Raw genomic sequence first — 20,411 nt, 5'->3', positions numbered from 1 at the left:
GAGGTGTTAATGGGGGAGAGAATTAATGACTAAGAAGGTAAGAAAAGCAGGAATTACTGGAGTAGGCTATTATGTACCCAAAAATATCTTAACCAACTATGATTTGGAGGAAATGCTTGAAACCAGCGATAAGTGGATTAAAAGTAGAACAGGAATTGAAGAGAGAAGAATTGCAGATGATAATGAGGCTACATCAGATTTAGCTTTTAAAGCAGCTAAGAAGGCTTTATCTGATGCTGAATTGGATGCTGAAGATTTAGATTTAATCTTAGTAGCGACTATGACTCCGGATATGCTCTTTCCAGCTACAGCCTGTCTTCTACAGGATAGACTAAATGCTACAGAAGCTGCTGCCTTTGATCTGGAAGCTGCTTGTTCAGGCTTTGCTTATGGATTATCAGTAGCCAGTCAGTTTATAGCTAGCAGAGCCTATGATAATATATTAGTTATAGGAGCAGAAACAATCTCGAAGATTCTTGATTGGAATAATAGAAATACTTGTATTCTATTTGGCGATGGGGCAGGAGCAGCCGTAGTTCAGCCAGTAGAGTCAGGCGGGATTTTAGGTAGTATCTTAGGAGCTGATGGTTCAGATAGTGATCTATTAAAGATGCCGGCAGGAGGTTCAAAGAGGCCGGTTTCACAAAAGACTATTGAAAATGATCTCCATTATTTAGAGATGGACGGAAATGCTGTCTTTAAATTTGCAGTTAGAATTGTAGCTAAAGCAGCACTACAGGTGTTAAAAGAACTAGGTTTGACTGCTGAAGATATTGATTTTTTCATTCCCCATCAGGCCAATATTCGAATTATAGATGCTGCTGCTAAACGGTTGAACTTAAATGAACAGGAGGTCTTTATTAATCTTGATAAGTACGGAAATACTTCTGCAGCCTCAATTCCGATTGCTTTGGCTGAAGCCGTACAGGCTGATAAAATAGATAAAGGAGATAAGATCCTCTTTGTTGGTTTTGGGGCCGGATTAACCTGGGGAGCAAATGTTATTGAATGGTCTTATTAAGTTCTTCTTGACTAAGTGACATATCTATTTTAATCAGATATACTTCTTATTAACTTAATTTTAATATATTTTTAATTAAGTGGCATACCTGAGTAAAGGGTATGCTTTTTTATTATGTTAAGGTTTGAAGCATGATCAAATATATAAAGAAATTATATGAGCCGTTTTAAAAAGTTTTATAAATTAGTCATGTTGGTTCATGAATTAACTAAACCTTAGCAATAGTTTTGTAGTATATTCGCCTAGAAATGCTATATCTTCTGTATGGAGTTTGGTCATGATTGAAGAATCAAAGAGGATATTTGCTCCTCCATTAAGCTCCTTATCACCTAACCAGATAAGATAAGTAAGAGGAATAGTGGGTAGGGTATTGATAGTAAATCCTAAATCACTTCTGTCGGTAAATTCAGCACCTAATTTCTGGGCGGCTTTCTTCAGTTTCTGTGGTTTATGACAGAAGCTATCTATTATTGGTTTAACTGCTTCCCGCTGAAAAGCATCTTTATAAGGAGTTCCATCTGGTAATTCTCTAAAGGAAATTAATTCATTTCCTAACGGCCAGTCATTTCCAGTGAGTAAAAAGTGTAGTATAATTATTTTTAGACCAGTAGTTACTGGCAATTCGGCTTCAGAATCATCTATTTCTCCTGTGGGGTATTTAATATAGTATCTTTGATTAAAGGCAGTAAGAACAAACTCATTCTCTTTATTTCTGAATTCAACTCCGGTTTTATGGACGATATCCTCTGGTTCAGTTCGGGCTAATCTTTCAGTAGCTTTCTCAATGGCCTGTTTATATCCTGCAGAATCAGTCTGATTATCGGATAAAGACAATTAATTTCACCTCCTAGCTAATTATATCAATCCAGTAATATATAGTCAATCTATTTCGGTTTAAATCGAGGTTAAATGACTGTTAAATATCGTTTATCTATGATATGATAGTTATGATGATTATGAATCTGGGAGGGATAGGATGAGAGCAGAAATAGTCTCAATTGGAACTGAATTATTATTAGGCCAGATTGTTGATGCCAATTCTGCCTATATTGCTGAAAAGCTGGCTGATTTAGGTATTGATCTATATTATCAGATGACAGTAGGAGATAATCAAGAGCGGTTACAGAAGGTATTAAAAAGGAGTTTAGAACATTCAGATATAGTGATTACCACTGGTGGATTAGGGCCTACCGATGATGATCTGACTAGAGAAGCAGTTGCTGAAGTTATGGGAGTTGATTTGATTAAAGATGAGAAATTGGAAGAACAGATTAGAGGATTCTTTGCCGAATTAGAACGGGAAATGACTGTTAATAATCTCAGTCAAGCTTACTTGCCTGCTGGAGCAGAGCCTATTATCAATTCTCGGGGAACTGCGCCGGGAATCATTATTGAACGTAATGGAAAGACCGTGATTTCTATGCCGGGAGTTCCGCCGGAGATGAAGCAGATGATGAATAAAAAAGTAATTCCTTATTTACATGATAAAGCAGGTAGTAAAGAGCTGATTAAATCTAAAGTTTTGAGAGTCTGCGGCTATGGTGAATCCTCACTAGAAACAGAGATTAAGGATATTCTGGATTCGCAGACTAATCCGACAGTTGCTCTTTTGTCTGATAAAGCTGAAGTTCATCTTCGTTTGACAGCTAAAGCTGGCAATCAAAAGATGGCAGATAACTTAATTAATCAAGTTGAAGCTGAATTAAGAGAAAGGTTAGGCGATGATATATTCGGTATTGATGATGAAACTATGGAGAAAGTAGTTGGAGATAGGTTGAGAGAAGAAGTACTAACTTTAGCAGTAGCTGAATCTTGTACTGGAGGATTAATAGGCCATAGGATTACTAATGTATCCGGAAGTTCTGATTACTTTAAGCAGGGAGTTGTAGTCTATAGTAATCAAGCCAAAAAAGATTTAGTTCAAGTTAAGGAGGAAACGCTATCAGAATATGGTGCTGTCAGTAGAGAAACTGCCTGTGAGATGGCTGAAGGTGTTAAAGAATTGGCCGATACAGATTTAGGCATAGCAGTTACTGGAATTGCCGGTCCTACTGGAGGCAGTGAAGAGAAGCCGGTGGGATTGGTCTACATGGGACTGGCTGATGATAAAAAGGTCGGAAGCTTTAAGTTTAAATTCCACGGAAGTAGAAAACAGATTAAGTATCTTACTTCCCAATATACTTTAGATAAGTTAAGAAGATATTTGGAAGGCAGTATTGTTCTATAAATAGAATTGATAGGTGGTATTTAGATGAAACAGGAGATAATCATTCTGATCTTAATTGCTATCTTAACAACAGTAGTTGCAGTTAATTTAATGAGTAGTACTATTTATAGATTAAGTGCCTTTGAAGTTGAAATAGAGACTAAAATTTCTGCTGATACAGTAACAGAGATTAACTTTCCTCCTGTAGGAAAATTAATTGCTGATACCCATTTTATTCCTTTATCGCTAAAGATAGATGTATTGAATATAAATCCTGACCGGTTAGAAAAGCTGCTGAATAATATTAGTGATAAAGAGGAGTTTATAGCCGGGATTAAGGTAAAGGCAAGTGAGATTATCCAGCTGTTTATCCTTCGAACACTTTTAATTGCTTTTGGGGGAGGAGTAGTGGGAGTTATCATTCTGGGGTCAAGGGACTGGATTAGATTATTTGCCGGTGGTTTGGTAGGGCTTATTCTTCTTTCAGTTTTATTTACCGGTCTTTATTTTACTTATGATGTTGATCGGTTAAGTGACCCTAATTATCAGGGAATGTTGTCGGCAGCTCCCTGGATGATTAGTTTAATTGAAGAAGGACTGAATAATATTGATAAATTGGGGACAGAGATGGAAGTAATAACAAGTAATATATCCAATCTGTTTAATGAAGTAGAGGCTCTGCGTGGTTTAGGAGAGGTAGAAGGTGGAACTAAGGTGCTACATGTTAGTGATATTCATAATAATCCGGTAGCCTTGGACTTTATAGAGAAAGCTGTTAAAAGCTTTGAAGTAGATTTAATTATAGATTCTGGTGATATCAGTGATTATGGAACCCCAGTAGAGGCAAAGTTATTCGAGAGGATTGAAAAGTTGGATTTACCTTATGTCTTTGTTCCTGGCAATCATGATTCCCCTACAATTGTTGAAAAGATGGCTGAATTTGATAATGTGATTATTCTAGATGAAGATACAGTTACGGTATCCGGACTCACTATTGCTGGGATTGGTGATCCGGCAGCAGTTACTAAAGAGATTAAGCCGCCTGAATCAGAAATGGTAAGTATTTATCAACAGAAGTTAGAAGAATTAGTTACAGAACAGCCGGCAGAACCTGATTTATTGGCAACCCATAATTTTTTAATAGCCTCAGGCTTTGTAGGAAGAGTTCCGGTTTTATTACACGGCCATGACCATCAATTTGAAGTAAAACAACAACAGGGAACGACTATTATTGATGCTGGAACTACTGGAGCAGCCGGAATTCGAGGACTGCAGAGCAAAAAAGAGATTCCTTATACAGTTGCTTTACTCCATTTTAGCAATCCTCAGCCTGAGGTAGCTTTAGAAGCTGTTGATATAATTAAAATCTACAGCCGAACAAGCGGGTTTATTTTAGAAAGAAAAGGAATTGGCCCCCAACAAGAGCAGACCAGTTCAGAATAATTATAGTCTTACCATATCTCTTAGCCCAGCCGCTATAGATTACTCTGCCTCCCCGGGTAGCTTTGATTAAAGGATGAATTAATTAATAACCTTGCTACAATAAATTGTAGTAGAGGAACTAGGAGGGAAAGTATGATAAAGAGTTATAATTTACCATACGGAGAAGAGAAGTTAACATTTCAATTTCCAGATGAAATTGAAATGCAATCAATTAAGCCCAACAAAATATCTGTAATTGAAGATTATGAAGCAGAATTTAGAAGTATTTTGAATGATCCTATTGGTTCACCGCCATTAAAAGATATTGTTTCTCAAGGGGAGACGGTAGTAATAATTGTTAGTGATATTACCCGTTCAGCTTATAAAACAGACCGTTATCTTCCTGTTTTAGTGGATGAATTGAATCAAATTGGAGTTCCTGATGAGGATATTACTATAGTTATTTCTACCGGGACACACCGATCCCATACTGCTGAGGAAGATGAAGTGGTGGTAGGGTCAGAAGTTTATAATAGAGTTAAAGTTGAAAATCATGATGCCACAGCTGAAGATCTGGTTTACTTAGGCGAAAGTAGCCGAGGAACTGAAATTGCTGTCAACAGAACTGTCTATGAAGCAGATCGGATCATTTTGACCGGAGGGATTGTTTATCATCTCTTAGCAGGCTTTGGTGGTGGGCGCAAGAGTATTATGCCTGGTATCTGTGGTTACGATAGTATTCAGCAGAATCATTCTTTGGCTTTAAAGGATATCGATTCTTCTGGGGTCAATCCGCAGGTTAAGACTGGAGTATTAGACGGGAATCCAGTAGCAGAAGATATGTTTGAAATAGCAGAAAAAGTTAATCCAGACTTTATGATCAATGTAGTGGTTAATGACAATAAAGAGTACTTAGCTATGGTAGCTGGAGATTTAAATAAAGCTTTTAAAAGAGGCTGTAAGATGGTTGAGCAGGCCTTTGGAATTCCGGTTGAAACAAAAAGTGATTTAGTAATCTCTAGTTGTGGTGGATATCCTAAAGATATTCAGTTATATCAGTCTGTTAAAGGACTTAATAATGCTGGATATGCTGTCAGAGATGATGGAGTAATTATTTTATGTAGTAAATGTTCTGACGGCGGAGGACCTGATAATTTTATGAAGTGGTTTGATTATTCTGGAGTTGATAATTTACGAGAGGCCTTAAAAGAGGACTTCACTATAGCTGGTTTTGTAGCTTTGCGAGCAGTAAGTATAGCTTCTAAAGCAAATGTTATTTTAATTAGTGATTTAGCTGATGAAGTAATAGAAAATGCAGGAATGATTCCAGCCCAGACTCCTAAGGAAGCCTATCAGAAGGCAGAAGAAATTTTAAATGGCGTGGAGACAGTAACTTTGATGCCTCAGGGATCATTAACCTTTCCTCTAATTGAAGAATAATTAAAGAGTAATATTTTTTTCAAGAACAAGGAAAAATAGATTGATTATGGAAGTTACATATAGAATGAAATTTAATTAATATTCTTCTATCTTTGTATTGTAATTCAAGAACATTTGTTCTATAATATGTACGATATGTTGCTTTAAATTGCTTATGGAAATTAAAAATCGATTGAACTTTAAATTAAGGAGTTGATAATAATGAAAGAAGAGAAAGAGGAGGCTTTAAAACGGACTTTAAAACAGATCGAAAAAGAACATGGTAAAGGTTCGATTATGCGGTTGGGAGAAGCAAATACGTTGGATGTAGAAGCAATTCCTACAGGTGCTTTATCATTAGATGTAGCTCTGGGCGTAGGGGGGATTCCTCGCGGCAGAATAGTTGAGGTCTTTGGGCCTGAAGCTTCCGGTAAAACGACAGTAGCTCTGCATATGATTGCTGAAACACAGAAGATGGATGGTGTTGCTGCTTTTATTGATGCTGAACATGCTTTAGATCCTAAGTATGCTAAGAATCTGGGGGTAGATATAGATGAATTATTAATTTCACAGCCTAATACTGGTGAGGAAGCATTAGAAATCTGTGAATCCTTAGTTCGCAGTGGAGCAATTGATATTGTAGTAGTGGACTCAGTTGCAGCTTTAGTACCTGAAGCTGAGATTGAAGGAGAAATGGGAGATTCACATGTTGGACTTCAAGCCCGCTTAATGTCTCAGGCTATGCGGAAGTTATCAGGTACTATCAGTAAATCAAAGACTACCTGTATCTTTATTAATCAGATTCGTGAGAAAGTCGGCGTCAGGTTTGGTAATCCAGAAACGACGCCGGGTGGACGAGCCTTGAAGTTTTATTCTTCCGTACGGTTAGATATCAGGCGGAGAAAGGCTATCAAAGATGGTGATGAATTCCTAGGGAATAAGACTAGGGTAAAAGTAGTTAAAAATAAGGTAGCTCCACCATTTAAGACAGCAGAATTTGATATTATGTATGGTACAGGTATATCCAAGACAGGCTGTATTTTGGATATGGCTGTTGATCATGATATTGTAGAACGTTCTGGTGCTTGGTACTCTTATGGTGATGATGTGACTTTAGGCCAAGGGCGAGCTAATTCTAAAGAGGCTTTAGAAGAGAATCCAGAGTTATTAGCTGAAATTGAAAAGAAAGTAAAGCAGGAATTAGGCATGATTGATCAAGAAGAGGTAGAAGCTGAAGATACAGAAAATGAAACTGAAGAGAAAGAAGAATAAGATTTGGAATAACTCCAAAAAGAACTTGAAGCCATATATGGTGGAAAGTTCTTTTTTAATTAATTAAAGCAGGGGTTGTAATTGCTTATCGAGAATTAAAATTAAGGAGTATTAAAAGGAGGTAACGTAGTTGAAGATACTGGTTTTAACTGATACTCATATTCGCGGAACTACTCCTCAGAATAGAATAGATGATTTTTCTGCTGCTCTAAAAGAAAAATTATTAGAGATTAAAGAGATAGTTAAACAGAAAGAAGTTGATTTTATTCTGCATGGAGGAGATTTGTTTGACCGGCCGGATACTGCTCCCTCAGTAGTCAGTGATTTTATTCAGCTTCTGCGTGATTTTGAAGTGCCGATCTATATTGTGGCCGGTAATCATGATCTTTACGGCCATAATCCAACTACTTTGCCTCGAACTATGCTTGGTTTGTTGGATGCTTCCGGTATTGTAGAAGTCTTAAATTTTGGAGAAGAAAGAATAATTGAATCTGATGGAATAAGACTTCAGCTGCAGGGCTCTCCTTATTACTATGATTTGGATAGTAGTGATGAGCCTGATAAGTATCTATTGGAGAAGAGGCCTGATGTTGATTATGCAGTTAATTTAGTCCACGGCTTTTTACTGCCACAGCCGCTGGGAATAGATATAGATTATACTTTAATTGATGATATTCGGGCTACAGAAGCAGATATTACCATTACTGGTCATTACCATACCGGATTTGGGATTGAAGAAATGGCTGACCAGCAATATTGTTTAAATCCCGGTAGTATAGTCCGGGTGGGGGCCTATCCCAGTGAATTAAATCGAATTCCTCAGGTAGCAGTGGTTGAATTGACCTCTGAGGGGATGGACATTAGGTTACACCAATTGGATACAGCTAAGTCAGGAGAAGAAGTGTTAGACCGCAGTCAGATAGAATTAAATGAGTATCGAAACCAGAAGTTGGCTGATTTTACTCAAAGTATTAAAGGAGCAGGAAAATTTAATTTCTTAGAAGTAAAAGAAATTTTAGATGAGTTAGCTGATAATAAGGATTTGAAAATGGAAGTTAAAAAAGAAGCACGGGATAGAATTGCTAAAGCTGAGGAAGACTTGGCATAAATGGAAGCTGAGGTGAAGAGTTTAGGTGATTGAAGAGATCAGAATTGAGAACTTTCAGTCACATAAGGATACAGTCTTAAAATTAGCTGATGGGTTAAATTTAATTACTGGTCCTTCCGACAGCGGTAAAACTGCTGTCATCAGGGCACTGCGCTGGGTTCTGTATAATGAACCATTAGGCGATGATTTTATCAGAGTAGGAGCCAGGCGGTGCCGAGTAGGTATTCTGTTGACTAACGGCTATCGGGTGATACGGGAACGTTCTAAAAAAGAAAATAGATACTTAGTTGTTGAACCTGATGGTAGTCAGGAGATTTATACCGGATTTGGAACTAAAGTACCAGCAGAAGTGAAGGATTTACATCAGATGGCTAAAGTAGCTTTGGATAATGATTTAGAAACTACTTTGAATCTGGACTACCAATTAATCGGCCCTTTCTTATTGAATGATAGCGGTTCTACAAAGGCCAAAGCTATCGGTCAATTAACCGGAGTTCATGTAATAGATGCTGCTATTAAAGATATAGCCCGGGATCTGCGCCGGACTAAGGACAGCATGAAGCAGGAGACATCCGAAGTAGAGAGAATAAATGAAAAGCTGCTTGATTATCAGGATCTACCCCAATTGAAAGAAGAAATTAATAAAGAAAGTAAATTATTAAGTGAAATTAAAGAAGTATATGCTAAATTACAGGAATATCAGAGTTTAAAGGAACAACGGGATGATTTAACTGAAGAAGAACGGGAATTAAATAAAGTATTAAATAAATTAGCCCATTTAAAAAAAGTAGAATCTCTCTATCAACAGATTGATAAATATAATAAAGAAAGAATTAATTTAGAGGAATTACAGCAAGACTGGCAGCAGCTAACTGCAGCGTTAAAGAAAGCAGATAAGCTTCTTAAGAAGTTAAGTAAACTAGATAAGATAGAAAAGAATTATCAGCAGTCAGTCCAGTTTCTTCAGAAGAGAGAGAAGTTAATTGAATTACAACAGAAGTTACAGAAGTCAACTGCAGAATTAGAGGCTAGTAAGAAGATTTTAGAACAGACTGATAAATTAGAACAGGCTGAGGAGGCTTTAACTCAGGTTTTGAAGCTTAAGGAAGATTTATCTACTCTTAATGATATTAAGCAGGATTTAATAGAAGTAGATAAGGAATTAAGTAAGAAGCAGAAAGCCTTATCGAAGCTGCCTAAAATAGAGAAGAGCCAACAGCTGATTTCACAGATTGGAGAGGTTAAAGAGCGGTTAGATAAGTTAAAGGAGCTTAAAGAAGAACAGGAAGAGAATCAAAAAAACTTGCATACAGGCCAAAAATGCATAACAGAAGTAAATCAGAGGTTAGAATCACGATTAGAAGACTATAAAGCAAAATTACGGGAGTTAAATAGATGTCCTGTCTGTTTTAACCGGATTGAAACTGATACTTTAGAACAGATAATTGATAATTATTCCGTAGGAGGAGTCGAAAGTGAGTGACTTTGCTGAAGAGATTAAGAAGTTAAAGTCTGATTTAGACCAGGCTAAAAATAAGAGATATAAATATGAGGCCCGGATGGAAGAATTAAAGAAACAACGCCAAAAATTAATGGATAAATTGGATAAATGCGGAGTAGAGCCGGAGGAATTAGATGATGAGATTGAAGAATTAGAAGATAAACTTCAGGAATTGATTGCTGAAGCTAAAGAGTTACTTCCGCAGGATATTCTCAATGAGTAAGGAGCGGTAGTATGCAGGTGGAAGGAATAATTAATAATTTAGAGAAGGATATAGATAAGAAGAAAGAAGAATATAATCTGCGTAAAGGCCAGTATGACCAGCTTGTAGATGAAAAGCAGGAGCGCCAAACAAGAATAGAGAAGTTAGAAGACAAGGTAGACATCTTTGAAGAAACGCGGATTCTGTTACAGGAAACAGCAGAATATGCCCGCAGACAGGCTAAACAACAGATAGAGAATTTAGTTACTAAGGCTCTGCAGTATATCTTTGGAGCAGAGTTTAGCTTTGAAATAGAGATTGAAGAAAAACGGGGACGACCGTCAGCCGAGTTTTATGTTGTTTCTGAATATCAGGATCGAAAATTAAAGAATAATCCACAGATGGCTAGAGGCGGAGGAATAGTTGATGTTGTATCCTTGGCTTTAAGAATAGCAATTTTAGAATCATATCGTCCTAAGGTAGCTGGGCCGTTGGTGTTGGATGAACCGGCTAAACATGTTAGTGAAGAATATATCAGTAATGTAGCCCAGTTTTTGAAGTATGTGAATCAGCATTTTTCACGGCAGGTAATTATTGTTACTCATAAAAGCCATCTTAGTCAAATCGGTGATAAATCTTTCCGAGTAGAGCTGATAGAAGGGGTAAGTGAGGTAACTACAGAATTTTAAAGCTTGACATAGGTTAGGTAAAGAGATACAATGTATGCAGGGTATTTTTTTCTCTACATTTCTCTACGTCATGAAAAATAATTAATTTTAATAAAATTGACAACTTAATATGGAGGTGAATGAGTATGTCAATCATGTTAATTTATATTGTAATAAGTTTAGTAATTGGCGTCGGAGTAGGATACTTAGTCAGACGCTATATTGCTGAAAGTAAGATAGAATCTGCTGAAAAAAGAGCAGAACAGATTGTAGATGATGCTGAGCGTGAAGCAGATTCCAAAAAACGTGAAATTCTATTGGAGGCTAAAGAAAAAGCCCATGAAATAAAAGAGGACGTTGAGAATGAATGTCGAGAACGGCGTAATGAATTACAGCGCCTAGAAAAGCGTTTAGTTAAGAAAGAAGAAACTTTGGAAAATAAAATGGAGAATGTAGAGCAGAGAGAAGAAGAGTTAAATAGAAAAGAAAAAGAAATTCGAGAGAAGAAAAAAGAGATTGATAAGTTGCATGAGAAGCATGTTAAAGAATTAGAAGAGCTGTCAGGTTTAACAACTGAAGAAGCCAAAGATCTTCTACTGCAGCGGGTTGAAGATGAGGTTGAACATGAATCGGCTCGAATGATTAAGGAGATAGAAAGTCAGGCTCGGGAAGAAGCTGATAAACGGGCTAGAGAGGTTATTTCTACAGCAATACAGCGCTGTGCTGCCGATCATGTAGCAGAAACAACAGTATCAGTTGTTTCGCTGCCTAATGATGAAATGAAAGGTAGAATTATCGGTCGAGAAGGACGTAATATCCGGGCTTTAGAGAACTTGACAGGAATTGATTTGATCATCGATGATACTCCAGAAGCAGTTATTCTGTCAGGATTTGATCCGATCCGGCGGGAAATTGCAAGAATTGCATTAGAAAAACTGATTGCTGATGGCAGAATCCATCCGGCAAGAATTGAAGAGATGGTGGAAAAAGCAGAAGAAGAAATAGATTCACGGATCTATGAAGAAGGCGAACAGGCTACGTTTGATACTGGAGTTCACGGGCTTGATAATGAGGTTATTAAGCTATTAGGTAGGTTAAAGTATCGTACAAGTTATGGACAGAATGTATTACAGCACTCAATTGAAGTTGCTCATTTGGCTGAAGTTATGGCAGCTGAGTTAGGAGTAGATGCTAAGTTAGCTAAGCGGGCTGGTCTGTTACATGATTTAGGTAAGGCTGTTGACCGTGATATGGAAGGACCGCATGTTAAGATTGGAGCGGATTTAGCTGAAAAGTTTGGTGAATCACCAGAGGTTATTCATGCTATTTCTGCTCACCACGGTGATATAGAGGCAGAATCGGTTGAAGCTGTCCTGGTAGCAGCTGCAGATGCAGTATCAGCAGCTAGACCAGGAGCTAGAAGAGAGACATTAGAGTCCTATATTAAGCGTCTGGAAAACTTAGAGAATCTGGCTGATTCTTTTGATGGAGTAGAGACAGCTTATGCTATTCAGGCTGGACGAGAAGTAAGGATTATGGTAGAACCGGATAAAATTTCTGATAATAAAGCATCTAAATTGGCTTATGATGTTTCTAAACAGGTTGAACAAGAGTTGGAGTATCCGGGGCAGATTAAGGTAACAGTTGTACGTGAAACTAGAGAAGTAGAATATGCAAATTAATTCAGTCAACCGCTCCAATTATTAATAATTGGAGCGGTTTTTTAATGGGTTCAGGCTTTTGTAATATTTTATAGAATCGTATAATTAAGTGGTCTAAATCTGTTTATAATATATAAATAGAAAGGAGAGGAATAATGAAATTATTATTCATTGGAGATATAGTAGGTAGAGCCGGTCGAAGAGCAGTAAGGGAATTAATGCCTGCAATTAAAGAAGAAGAAGAGATAGATTTTGTAATTGCTAATGGTGAGAATGCTGCTGGCGGTTTTGGAATTACTAACAAAGTAGCTGAAGAGCTTTATGGATATGGAATCGATGTGCTGACTATGGGGAATCATACCTGGGATAATAAGGAAATTTTTGATTTTATTGATGATGATTCTAATTTAATTAGGCCTTATAATTATCCTCCTGGAACTCCTGGGCGTGGATATGGAGTCTATGAAGTGGAATCAGGAATTAAGATTGGAGTAGTTAATCTGCTGGGGAGAATCTTTATGGATAATGTGGACTGTCCTTTTCGCAGTTTAGAAGAGTTACTGCCTGATATAGAGGCAGATTTTACTATAGTTGATTTTCATGCTGAAGCAACAGCGGAAAAGATAGGTCTAGGTAGATACTTTGATGGAGAGGTAGCTGCAGTTTTAGGAACTCATACTCATGTACAGACAGCTGATGAAAAAGTGTTATCGGAGGGAACAGCTTACATAACTGATTTAGGATTAACCGGTGGAGTAGAGTCTATTCTTGGTATGAAGGAAGAAGAACCCTTAAAAAAATTAACTACACAGCTTCCGCAGAGATTTTCAGTGGCTACTGGTGATACACAATTAACCGGTGTTATTGTGGAGCTTGATCTGGAAACCGGATTGGCTGAGTCAATTACAAGAGTTAGAGAGGTTCATTTAAACCAATAATCGGCTTCTATTGCCTCCTCTTTTTGATAATTAAGTTTAGAAGAATATGAATTTTTTAAAAGGTGCAGGAATTTTTTTCTAAATCTTTAAGTAATATTATAGTAACCAATAAAAGGTAAATTTAACTAAAAGAGGAGGTATTTAACATGGAAGTACTAAAGGTATCATCTGATTCTAGTCCAAATTCAGTAGCTGGTGCATTAGCTGGAGTTTTGCGAGAGAGAGGAGCAGCAGAACTTCAGGCTATAGGAGCTGGAGCAATTAATCAAGGAATTAAAGCAGTAGCAATTGCAAGAGGATTTGTGGCTCCGAGTGGACTTGATCTGATCTGTATTCCTGCTTTTACGGATATTGAAATTGATGGCGAAGAACGAACAGCCATCAAATTAATTGTAGAACCGAGATAAATTGTTTTTAAAAGAATTAATTCTGAATTTTCACCTACCTATTAATTAATAGGTAGGTATTTTTTTATGCATATACCTTTCGTTTGAGAGCATATGATTTATTAGAGAAGGAGGTAAGCTGCGGTGATAAACCATATCTGGTTTGGTCTTATTATTTTAGGAGTAATTACAGGTATGATGACTGGTAATTTAGATCAGGTTTCTAAAGCAGTTTTGCAGACAACAGAAGAAGGGGTTATGATGTTAATTAAATTAGTTGGTCCGATGTCTTTATGGTTAGGTATTATGAAATTAGCTGAAGAATCCAATTTTGTTGATCTGTTGGCTAAAATTATTAGACCGATAACCCAACGCCTGTTTCCAAAATTACCAGCTAATCATCCTGCTTTAGGAGCAATTATGCTTAATATAAGTGCTAACATGTTGGGTTTAGGCAACTCAGCTACTCCGTTAGGTATTAAAGCAATGCAGCGGTTGCAGGATTTAAATAATAAACCGGATACTGCTACAGATACAATGTGTACTTTCTTAGTAGTTAATACTTCTAGTGTAACTTTAATTCCGGCTACGATTATTAGTTTAAGAACTGCTGCTGGTTCTAGTGCACCATTGGAGATAGTAGGTACTACTATCTTTGCTACTACCTGTTCTACTATTGTAGGAATCATAGCTGATAGAATTCTGCGCCGTATCTGGCTGTGAAATAAAGAAAGGTTGAGAAGAAATGATTGATTTTTTAAAGTGTTTATCGGAATGGGCAATTCCGATTATAATCTTAGTTATAGTCGGTTACGCCTATTATAAGGGAGTTGAAGTTTATGAAGTCTTTACTGAAGGGGCAGTAGAGGGGTTTAATACTGTAATTAAGATTATTCCTTATTTAGTGGCTATGTTAATGGCAATCAGTATCTTTAGAGCTTCTGGAGCTTTAGAGATATTATTGGACCTGCTTCAACCGTTATTAAATTTACTTGGAGTTCCACGGGAGATAGTGACGTTAGGATTAGTACGCCCACTCTCAGGAACAGGATCTTTAGGAATAGTAACAGAGTTAATCCAACAGCACGGTCCTGATTCATTTATCGGTCGGTTAGCTTCTACGATTCAAGGGAGTACAGAAACGACTTTTTATGTTGTGGCGGTCTATTTTGGAGCAGTGGGTATTAAGAATACCAGATATGCTATTATTGCTGGTCTAATAGCTGATTTAGCAGGTTTTTTAGCTGCAATTTATATTACTAAGTTAGTATTTTAAAAACTGTTTGCTATCTTCTAGAATAACAGTTATAATAATGAATGGTGGTAAATAGTAAAGAATTTAAGAAAATGGAGGATGAATTAAGATGACAGTAGATTTACATCTCCATACTACTGCTTCTGATGGTAGTTTTACTCCTAGTGAGGTAGTGAACAAAGCGGTTCAGCTGGGACTAGACGTGATTGCTATTACTGATCATGATACAGTTGGTGGAATACCAGAAGCTAAAGCTGAAGCATTTGATAAGGATTTAGAAGTTATTTCTGGAATTGAATTAAATACTGAACTATTTGATCTTGAAATTCATATTTTAGGGTATTATATTGATGATAATAATCTAGCTTTACAGAATGAATTGAAAAAATTACGGACTGCTAGATATGACCGCATTGAGAAGATGATAAAGAAATTAGGAGACCGAGGAATAGAGATTGATTTTGATTATGTCTGTCAACTAGCTGGTGATAATAATTTAAGTCGGGTTCATCTGGCTCAAGCCATTGTTGAGCGCGGCTATGTTTATCAGATTAGTGAAGCCTTTGATGAATATATTGGTAAAGGCTGTTCTAGTTACGTAAGTAGATATAAACTTACTCCTAGAAGGGCTATTGAATTGATTAAAGCAGCAGGCGGTATTCCGGTTTTAGCCCATCCGGCTTTACTTGAACGGGATGAATTAATTTCTGAATTTATTACTGATGGTCTGGTAGGGATTGAAGTATACCATTCTGAACATAGCCAGTCTGATGTTAGACATTATAAGCATTTAGCTCAGAAATATGATTTGGTTATAACCGGTGGTTCTGACTGTCATGGGGCCTATAAGGATAATGTTTTACTCGGAAGTGTTGAGGTGCCGGATAAAGTTGTAAGGGACTTAAAACAGAATCAAAGAGAGGGCGGTTCAGGATTAGCCTGCTCTAGTTTAAATCAGAATTTTAATTATCTCTAATTTCCAGTGGGGATTAGAGGTGATTTTTTATTTTTTGCAGGAATTAACTATTCGAATGTCGAAAATTTAGAAGTAGATGGAAGATAGAAACCAAATTGTATTCTGCTGAGGAGGATTTGAGATGCTAAATTTTGTATTTAAAGGCGGTCCAACTATTATACCCTTATTAATCTGTTCGATTTTAAGTGTTGCCATCATTCTTGAAAGATATTTTTATTTTCGGAGTATAAATAACAATGATTTTAGATTAGTAAAGCGGGTTAAGCTACTGCTTTCAGATGGTAAGCTATCAAAGGCAAAGAAAGAAGCCGAAAAGACAAATGGTCCGATTGCAGCTATGGTTCTAGCCGGCCTAGAGAAATATAGACATGACCGGCAGACAGTGAAAGAATTTATTCAGGCCCGCGGTCAGCATGAAATCAGGGTAATGGAAAAGAGGCTGCGAGTGCTTGATTTTATTGCTTCAGTATCACCACTGTTGGGGTTATTAGGAACAGTAATTGGAATTATAAAAAGTTTTGATATTTTAGCTGGAGCCCAGGGAATGGCTGCTCCTAGTGCTTTAAGTTCCGGTATTGCTGAGGCTTTAATCAGTACGGCCATCGGTTTAATAGTTGCAATTCCTACTATGTTATTCTATACATATCTGGATAGTAAAGTAGAAGCCAAGATGACTGAGATGCAGCAGTGGTCAACTAGGCTAATAGAGATGTTAGCAGAGGATCCAAGCAGCAATTGCTCTAGCTCAACAGCTAGAGGTGAGAGTTATGTTTCAAAGAAACAATAAATCCAGAACCAAAATTAAGATCCTACCTATGATTGATGTGTTATTTTTCTTGTTAGTCTTTTTTATGTTATTTACTACCTTTCGAACTACTCCAGCCGGTCTGGATATAGACTTACCCCAGGCTGAAACTGTCACTGAACAAAAGCAGGAGCAATTGATGGTCAATGTATCGGCTAATGGTCAGATATATGTAGATGATCAGCTGTTGACTAAGACTGATTTAAAGAATGAGGTAGCTACTGTAATTGAGCAGAATCCTAAAGCGGTAGTTATTATTAAAGCTGATAGAGCAGTAGCCTATGATGAAGTAGTGGAAGTAATGGATATAGCCCGCCAGGTTGGCGCTTCTAAACTGGCTTTAGCAGCTGATAATAAAGTTGACCAGAAATAATTATGACTTAAGGTGGTTGGTTTAATGAAACGATATATTTTAATCTCACTCTTGCTCCATATATTGATTCTTTCTTTGTCTCCTAATTTTTACGAAGCAAAGCCTGCTTTTAAGACCTATCCCTTAAGGCAGCAAGGGGTAATTGAATTCAGTGACTTGGATAAATCAGATTCTAATACAGTCAATAGAGTAGAAGGAGTAGAAAAGGAAGAACCTAAGGATGAAGTAGAGGATCAGGAAGATAATAAGAACGAAGATGAGAAAAAAGATAAAAGAAATAATGAAGATGAGCCAAAAGAAGATAATGAATCAAAAGGAAATAATGAATCAAAAGGAAATAATGAATCAAAAGAGAATATAAATAAAGGCTCAAAAGAAGAAACTGATACTGTATCAGAAGAGCCAGAACAGCAGGAGCCAGAAGAACAAAAATCAGAAGAAATAGAATCTGAAGAAACTAAACCTGAAGAAGTAGAACCAGAAGAGCCGAATAAGAAAGAAGTAGAGCCAGAAGAAGTAGAACCGAAAGAACCGGAAAAGGCTGAGGAGAGTCAAGAAAAGACAGCATCTAATTCTGAGGATGCAGGTAAGCTTGAGGATGATTCGACTCCTGAAGCTGCTTCTGATGTTTTAGACAGCAAACAAGGAGAAGAAACTGTAGAAGTCAAAGAAGATAAGACTGAAGATAGTAAATCTGAAAATGAAAAATCTGAAGGGAATAAGGAAACTGAGAAAAGTAAAGATAAAACTGCTGAAGCGGAAAAAGATTCACAGGATAAGGATAAGGCAGCTGCTTCAGATGGTGAGCAACAGAAGAGTGGAGCAGAAGAAACTGAAGGCCAAGAGCAGCCTAAAGAGAAGACGCCGCAGATGATGGTAGCTAAAAAGAAAATGCCTGTTTATCCTAAGAATGCTGTTAATCAAGGGGTAGAGGGCAGGGTTGCACTCAAAGTTGAGGTCGAAGCTACAGGAGAAGTCAAGAATGTTATAATTCTTGAATCTTCTGGTGATAGTAATTTGGATGGAGTAGCTAAGTTAACTGTTCAGCGAGGCTGGGAGTTTGATACAGCTGGCAGTAGTTATGTAATCTTCTTAGATGTTGTCTTTACTTCGGGGGAGGTAGAGATTAAATTTAACCGGCTTGACTTATAATATTTCGGCTGTTGAGAGGTGAGTGATGTATGAAATCCAGATTGATGGTAATAATAGTAATAATCAGTTTTATATTATTGAGTGCCAATGCTTTAGCAGCTGTAGATGAGCATGGAAACTTACAGATTAAGAATGATTATATTTCAATAGTTGTCAATCAGGATCAGAAGAATGCTAGTCGTTTTGCTGTTGATGTAACCGGCGGTGATCCAATGCATGATAATGATGACGGGAAACCGCTAATTTATGGTAGACCGAAGCCATGGACGTCATATACTACAATTAAAGTTGATGATACCAACTATGTGTTTGGAGGCAAAACTGATAAACGGGCCGGTAAGTTAGGTAAGTATGGTAAGCAGGTTAAGGCTCCGTATATAACTGAACAGGGAGCAATTGAGACTGTTTATAAATACGGCGATATAACTGTAATTCAGAGTTTGAGCTTTGTTAAAAGTAATACTACTGGTCTGCCTGATACTGCACAGATTAAATATAAGGTAAAAAATAGCGGTGATAAATTACATAAAATAGGACTTAGAATTATGCTTGATACTATGTTAGGAAATAATGATGGGGCCCCTTTTCGAATCGGTTCTAATGCTCTAAAGACAGATAAAATGTATACTAAGGATAAGCTGCCGATTTTCTGGCAGGCTTTTGATAAATTAGATGATGCGCAGGTTATAGCCCAGGGTACTGTTAAAGGGAATCAGGTAACTGCTCCTGATAAACTCTATGTTGCTGACTGGGGTAGTCTGGCTGATGGGGTCTGGAGTTTTGATTATAATCCTGGTGAAGAATTCATGCGAAAAGGTGAGTTCCAATTGGATAGTGCCTTGGCTCTTTTCTGGGAGCCTAAATCTTTACCTCCTGGTGAGAGTACAACCTATGTTACTAATTATGGTTTAGGCGGAATTACTACTGTACCCGGTTTATTATCATTGGGAGTTAGTTCACCAGCTGAGGTAGTGCTGGATAAACAGAATAAGTCTTTTCCAGTGGTTGCTTATATTCAGAACACAGCTGAGATTGAGGCTAAAGAAGTAGCAACAGAACTTAATCTACCAGAGGGATTAACTTTGGCCGGTGATGAAGCTAAAGAAAAATCTCTCGGAAATCTTAAACCGGGATCTACAAGCCAGGTGGTCTGGCAGGTAGAACCTAAAGAAGAAGCCAAGCAGGAGTTAGAATATAGTGTTGATGTTACAGCTGAGAATACTGATGATAATTCAGTCAGCCGGTCAGTTACAGTAATTGGGCCTCCTAAACTGAAATTATCACTTTCAGGACCTAAAAAATTGGAGCTTGAGAATAGAATGTTAGAGCCTAATCCTTTTGAGGTAACTGCTAAAGTAGCCAACAGAGGAGCTTCTACTGCTTATGATCCGACGGTATCTATTATTCTACCGCCTGGATTGAAGCTGGCAGATGGAGAGAAAAAGATTAAGTATTTAGGCTATTTAGAGCCTGAGGAAGAAGTAGATGTTCCGTGGATGGTGGAATCAGTCGGTATGGAGGGAGAACTACCTTATGCTGTAGAGATGGAGGCGATTAATACTGAAAATGAATCCGGGATGGAGTTTCTACATGTTCCTAAATTGGAACCAGCAGCCTATCTACAGACTGATAATCAGGATATAAAAGTAGGAGATTATCTAAAGGTCCGGTTTAAAGTAGCCAATATTGAAAAGCTTTATAAAGTAGCTGCTGAATTAAAGTATAACCAGAATAGGTTAGATCTGATCTATGCTTCACGAGGAACATTATTTGTTCAGAATAATGAACTGCTTAGTTGGGAACAAGACCTCAATAGAAATAAAGGAACTATTTCTTTAACGGGTAATACTAGAAAGGAAGAAGATGTATTATCCGATACGGTAGGGATCCTCTATTTTAAGGTGAAGAGGTCAGGGTCTGCTAATATTAGCTTTAAAGATTTATTAATTACTGATGAATCAGGCCAAGAAATAAATTATGATCAGGAAAGACTTAGCTTTATAATTGATAATTAATATAACTAAACCAAGTTAAAGGGGGAAGAAT

General features: G+C 37.2%; 20 protein-coding genes. 19 read left to right on the top strand and 1 reads right to left on the bottom strand.

Annotated elements, in window-relative coordinates:
- Positions 1 to 25 precede the first annotated feature (25 nt).
- Positions 26 to 1,021 (top strand): beta-ketoacyl-ACP synthase III, encoded by a 996-nt coding sequence (locus tag acear_RS07665; RefSeq protein WP_013278439.1) that lies wholly within the window; start codon positions 26 to 28, stop codon positions 1,019 to 1,021.
- Between the two features lie 204 nt (positions 1,022 to 1,225).
- Here the strand turns inward: acear_RS07665 and acear_RS12170 are convergent, their stop codons facing one another.
- Positions 1,226 to 1,855, bottom strand: coding sequence for a DUF3786 domain-containing protein (locus acear_RS12170; protein WP_013278438.1), 630 nt, complete (start codon positions 1,853 to 1,855; stop codon positions 1,226 to 1,228).
- A gap of 142 nt (positions 1,856 to 1,997) precedes the next feature.
- Between acear_RS12170 and acear_RS07655 the strand changes: the two genes are divergently transcribed.
- The 18 genes from acear_RS07655 to acear_RS07570 all read left to right on the top strand — a co-directional run bounded on the left by acear_RS07655 (position 1,998) and on the right by acear_RS07570 (position 20,380).
- Entirely contained in the window at positions 1,998 to 3,248 is a 1,251-nt protein-coding gene (locus tag acear_RS07655) for a competence/damage-inducible protein A (RefSeq protein WP_013278437.1), read from the top strand.
- 24 nt (positions 3,249 to 3,272) lie between these two features.
- The gene (locus acear_RS07650) at positions 3,273 to 4,670 is read left to right on the top strand and encodes a metallophosphoesterase family protein (protein WP_013278436.1); all 1,398 of its coding nucleotides are present in this window, start codon (positions 3,273 to 3,275) and stop codon (positions 4,668 to 4,670) included.
- Between the two features lie 132 nt (positions 4,671 to 4,802).
- On the top strand, positions 4,803 to 6,089 hold the full coding sequence (gene larAH10 / locus acear_RS07645) for an NPN-dependent 2-hydroxyacid racemase, LarAH10 family (RefSeq protein ID WP_013278435.1): 1,287 nt from the start codon (positions 4,803 to 4,805) through the stop codon (positions 6,087 to 6,089).
- A 201-nt stretch (positions 6,090 to 6,290) separates the two neighbouring features.
- Positions 6,291 to 7,340 (top strand): recombinase RecA, encoded by a 1,050-nt coding sequence (recA, locus tag acear_RS07640; RefSeq protein ID WP_013278434.1) that lies wholly within the window; start codon positions 6,291 to 6,293, stop codon positions 7,338 to 7,340.
- A 130-nt stretch (positions 7,341 to 7,470) separates the two neighbouring features.
- Entirely contained in the window at positions 7,471 to 8,448 is a 978-nt protein-coding gene (locus acear_RS07635) for a metallophosphoesterase family protein (protein WP_013278433.1), read from the top strand.
- A gap of 25 nt (positions 8,449 to 8,473) precedes the next feature.
- Positions 8,474 to 9,931, top strand: a complete 1,458-nt coding sequence (locus tag acear_RS07630; protein ID WP_013278432.1) for an AAA family ATPase — start codon at positions 8,474 to 8,476, stop codon at positions 9,929 to 9,931.
- Positions 9,924 to 10,172, top strand: coding sequence for a hypothetical protein (locus acear_RS07625; protein WP_013278431.1), 249 nt, complete (start codon positions 9,924 to 9,926; stop codon positions 10,170 to 10,172). Before acear_RS07630 ends, acear_RS07625 begins: the two co-directional genes overlap by 8 nt.
- Before the next feature lie 11 nt (positions 10,173 to 10,183).
- Positions 10,184 to 10,840 carry an ATPase gene (locus tag acear_RS07620; RefSeq protein WP_013278430.1) on the top strand — a complete coding sequence of 219 codons (657 nt, stop codon included), beginning with the start codon at positions 10,184 to 10,186 and terminating at the stop codon, positions 10,838 to 10,840.
- Positions 10,841 to 10,965: 125 nt separating this feature from the next.
- Positions 10,966 to 12,501 carry a ribonuclease Y gene (gene rny / locus acear_RS07615; RefSeq protein ID WP_013278429.1) on the top strand — a complete coding sequence of 512 codons (1,536 nt, stop codon included), beginning with the start codon at positions 10,966 to 10,968 and terminating at the stop codon, positions 12,499 to 12,501.
- 134 nt (positions 12,502 to 12,635) lie between these two features.
- Positions 12,636 to 13,418, top strand: coding sequence for a TIGR00282 family metallophosphoesterase (locus tag acear_RS07610; protein ID WP_013278428.1), 783 nt, complete (start codon positions 12,636 to 12,638; stop codon positions 13,416 to 13,418).
- 146 nt (positions 13,419 to 13,564) lie between these two features.
- On the top strand, positions 13,565 to 13,825 hold the full coding sequence (locus acear_RS07605) for a stage V sporulation protein S (protein WP_013278427.1): 261 nt from the start codon (positions 13,565 to 13,567) through the stop codon (positions 13,823 to 13,825).
- Positions 13,826 to 13,948: 123 nt separating this feature from the next.
- Positions 13,949 to 14,527: a nucleoside recognition domain-containing protein gene (locus acear_RS07600; RefSeq protein ID WP_013278426.1), complete on the top strand. Its 579-nt coding sequence runs from the start codon at positions 13,949 to 13,951 to the stop codon at positions 14,525 to 14,527.
- A gap of 22 nt (positions 14,528 to 14,549) precedes the next feature.
- Positions 14,550 to 15,080 carry a spore maturation protein gene (locus acear_RS07595; protein WP_013278425.1) on the top strand — a complete coding sequence of 177 codons (531 nt, stop codon included), beginning with the start codon at positions 14,550 to 14,552 and terminating at the stop codon, positions 15,078 to 15,080.
- Between the two features lie 88 nt (positions 15,081 to 15,168).
- Complete coding sequence (locus acear_RS07590; RefSeq protein ID WP_013278424.1) at positions 15,169 to 16,035, top strand: PHP domain-containing protein; 867 nt, start codon at positions 15,169 to 15,171, stop codon at positions 16,033 to 16,035.
- Between the two features lie 121 nt (positions 16,036 to 16,156).
- A complete protein-coding gene (locus acear_RS07585; RefSeq protein WP_013278423.1) occupies positions 16,157 to 16,822 on the top strand; it encodes a MotA/TolQ/ExbB proton channel family protein in 666 nt (221 codons plus the stop codon).
- A complete protein-coding gene (locus tag acear_RS07580; RefSeq protein WP_013278422.1) occupies positions 16,803 to 17,213 on the top strand; it encodes an ExbD/TolR family protein in 411 nt (136 codons plus the stop codon). Before acear_RS07585 ends, acear_RS07580 begins: the two co-directional genes overlap by 20 nt.
- A 24-nt stretch (positions 17,214 to 17,237) precedes the next feature.
- Entirely contained in the window at positions 17,238 to 18,365 is a 1,128-nt protein-coding gene (locus tag acear_RS07575) for an energy transducer TonB (RefSeq protein WP_013278421.1), read from the top strand.
- A gap of 29 nt (positions 18,366 to 18,394) precedes the next feature.
- On the top strand, positions 18,395 to 20,380 hold the full coding sequence (locus acear_RS07570; RefSeq protein ID WP_013278420.1) for a cohesin domain-containing protein: 1,986 nt from the start codon (positions 18,395 to 18,397) through the stop codon (positions 20,378 to 20,380).
- Positions 20,381 to 20,411: the final 31 nt, after the last annotated feature.

The organism is Acetohalobium arabaticum DSM 5501 (genome assembly GCF_000144695.1).
GTDB lineage: Bacteria > Bacillota > Halanaerobiia > Halobacteroidales > Acetohalobiaceae > Acetohalobium > Acetohalobium arabaticum.
This window is presented reverse-complemented; position numbering and strand designations above follow the sequence as displayed.

Coding starts and splice junctions, on each gene's coding strand:
- acear_RS07665 (WP_013278439.1), top strand. CDS start 26: ATGACTAAGAAGGTAAGAAAAGCAGGAATTACTGGAGTAGGCTATTAT.
- acear_RS07655 (WP_013278437.1), top strand. CDS start 1,998: ATGAGAGCAGAAATAGTCTCAATTGGAACTGAATTATTATTAGGCCAG.
- acear_RS07650 (WP_013278436.1), top strand. CDS start 3,273: ATGAAACAGGAGATAATCATTCTGATCTTAATTGCTATCTTAACAACA.
- larAH10 (WP_013278435.1), top strand. CDS start 4,803: ATGATAAAGAGTTATAATTTACCATACGGAGAAGAGAAGTTAACATTT.
- recA (WP_013278434.1), top strand. CDS start 6,291: ATGAAAGAAGAGAAAGAGGAGGCTTTAAAACGGACTTTAAAACAGATC.
- acear_RS07620 (WP_013278430.1), top strand. CDS start 10,184: ATGCAGGTGGAAGGAATAATTAATAATTTAGAGAAGGATATAGATAAG.
- rny (WP_013278429.1), top strand. CDS start 10,966: ATGTCAATCATGTTAATTTATATTGTAATAAGTTTAGTAATTGGCGTC.
- acear_RS07610 (WP_013278428.1), top strand. CDS start 12,636: ATGAAATTATTATTCATTGGAGATATAGTAGGTAGAGCCGGTCGAAGA.
- acear_RS07605 (WP_013278427.1), top strand. CDS start 13,565: ATGGAAGTACTAAAGGTATCATCTGATTCTAGTCCAAATTCAGTAGCT.
- acear_RS07595 (WP_013278425.1), top strand. CDS start 14,550: ATGATTGATTTTTTAAAGTGTTTATCGGAATGGGCAATTCCGATTATA.
- acear_RS07590 (WP_013278424.1), top strand. CDS start 15,169: ATGACAGTAGATTTACATCTCCATACTACTGCTTCTGATGGTAGTTTT.
- acear_RS07585 (WP_013278423.1), top strand. CDS start 16,157: ATGCTAAATTTTGTATTTAAAGGCGGTCCAACTATTATACCCTTATTA.
- acear_RS07580 (WP_013278422.1), top strand. CDS start 16,803: ATGTTTCAAAGAAACAATAAATCCAGAACCAAAATTAAGATCCTACCT.
- acear_RS07575 (WP_013278421.1), top strand. CDS start 17,238: ATGAAACGATATATTTTAATCTCACTCTTGCTCCATATATTGATTCTT.
- acear_RS07570 (WP_013278420.1), top strand. CDS start 18,395: ATGAAATCCAGATTGATGGTAATAATAGTAATAATCAGTTTTATATTA.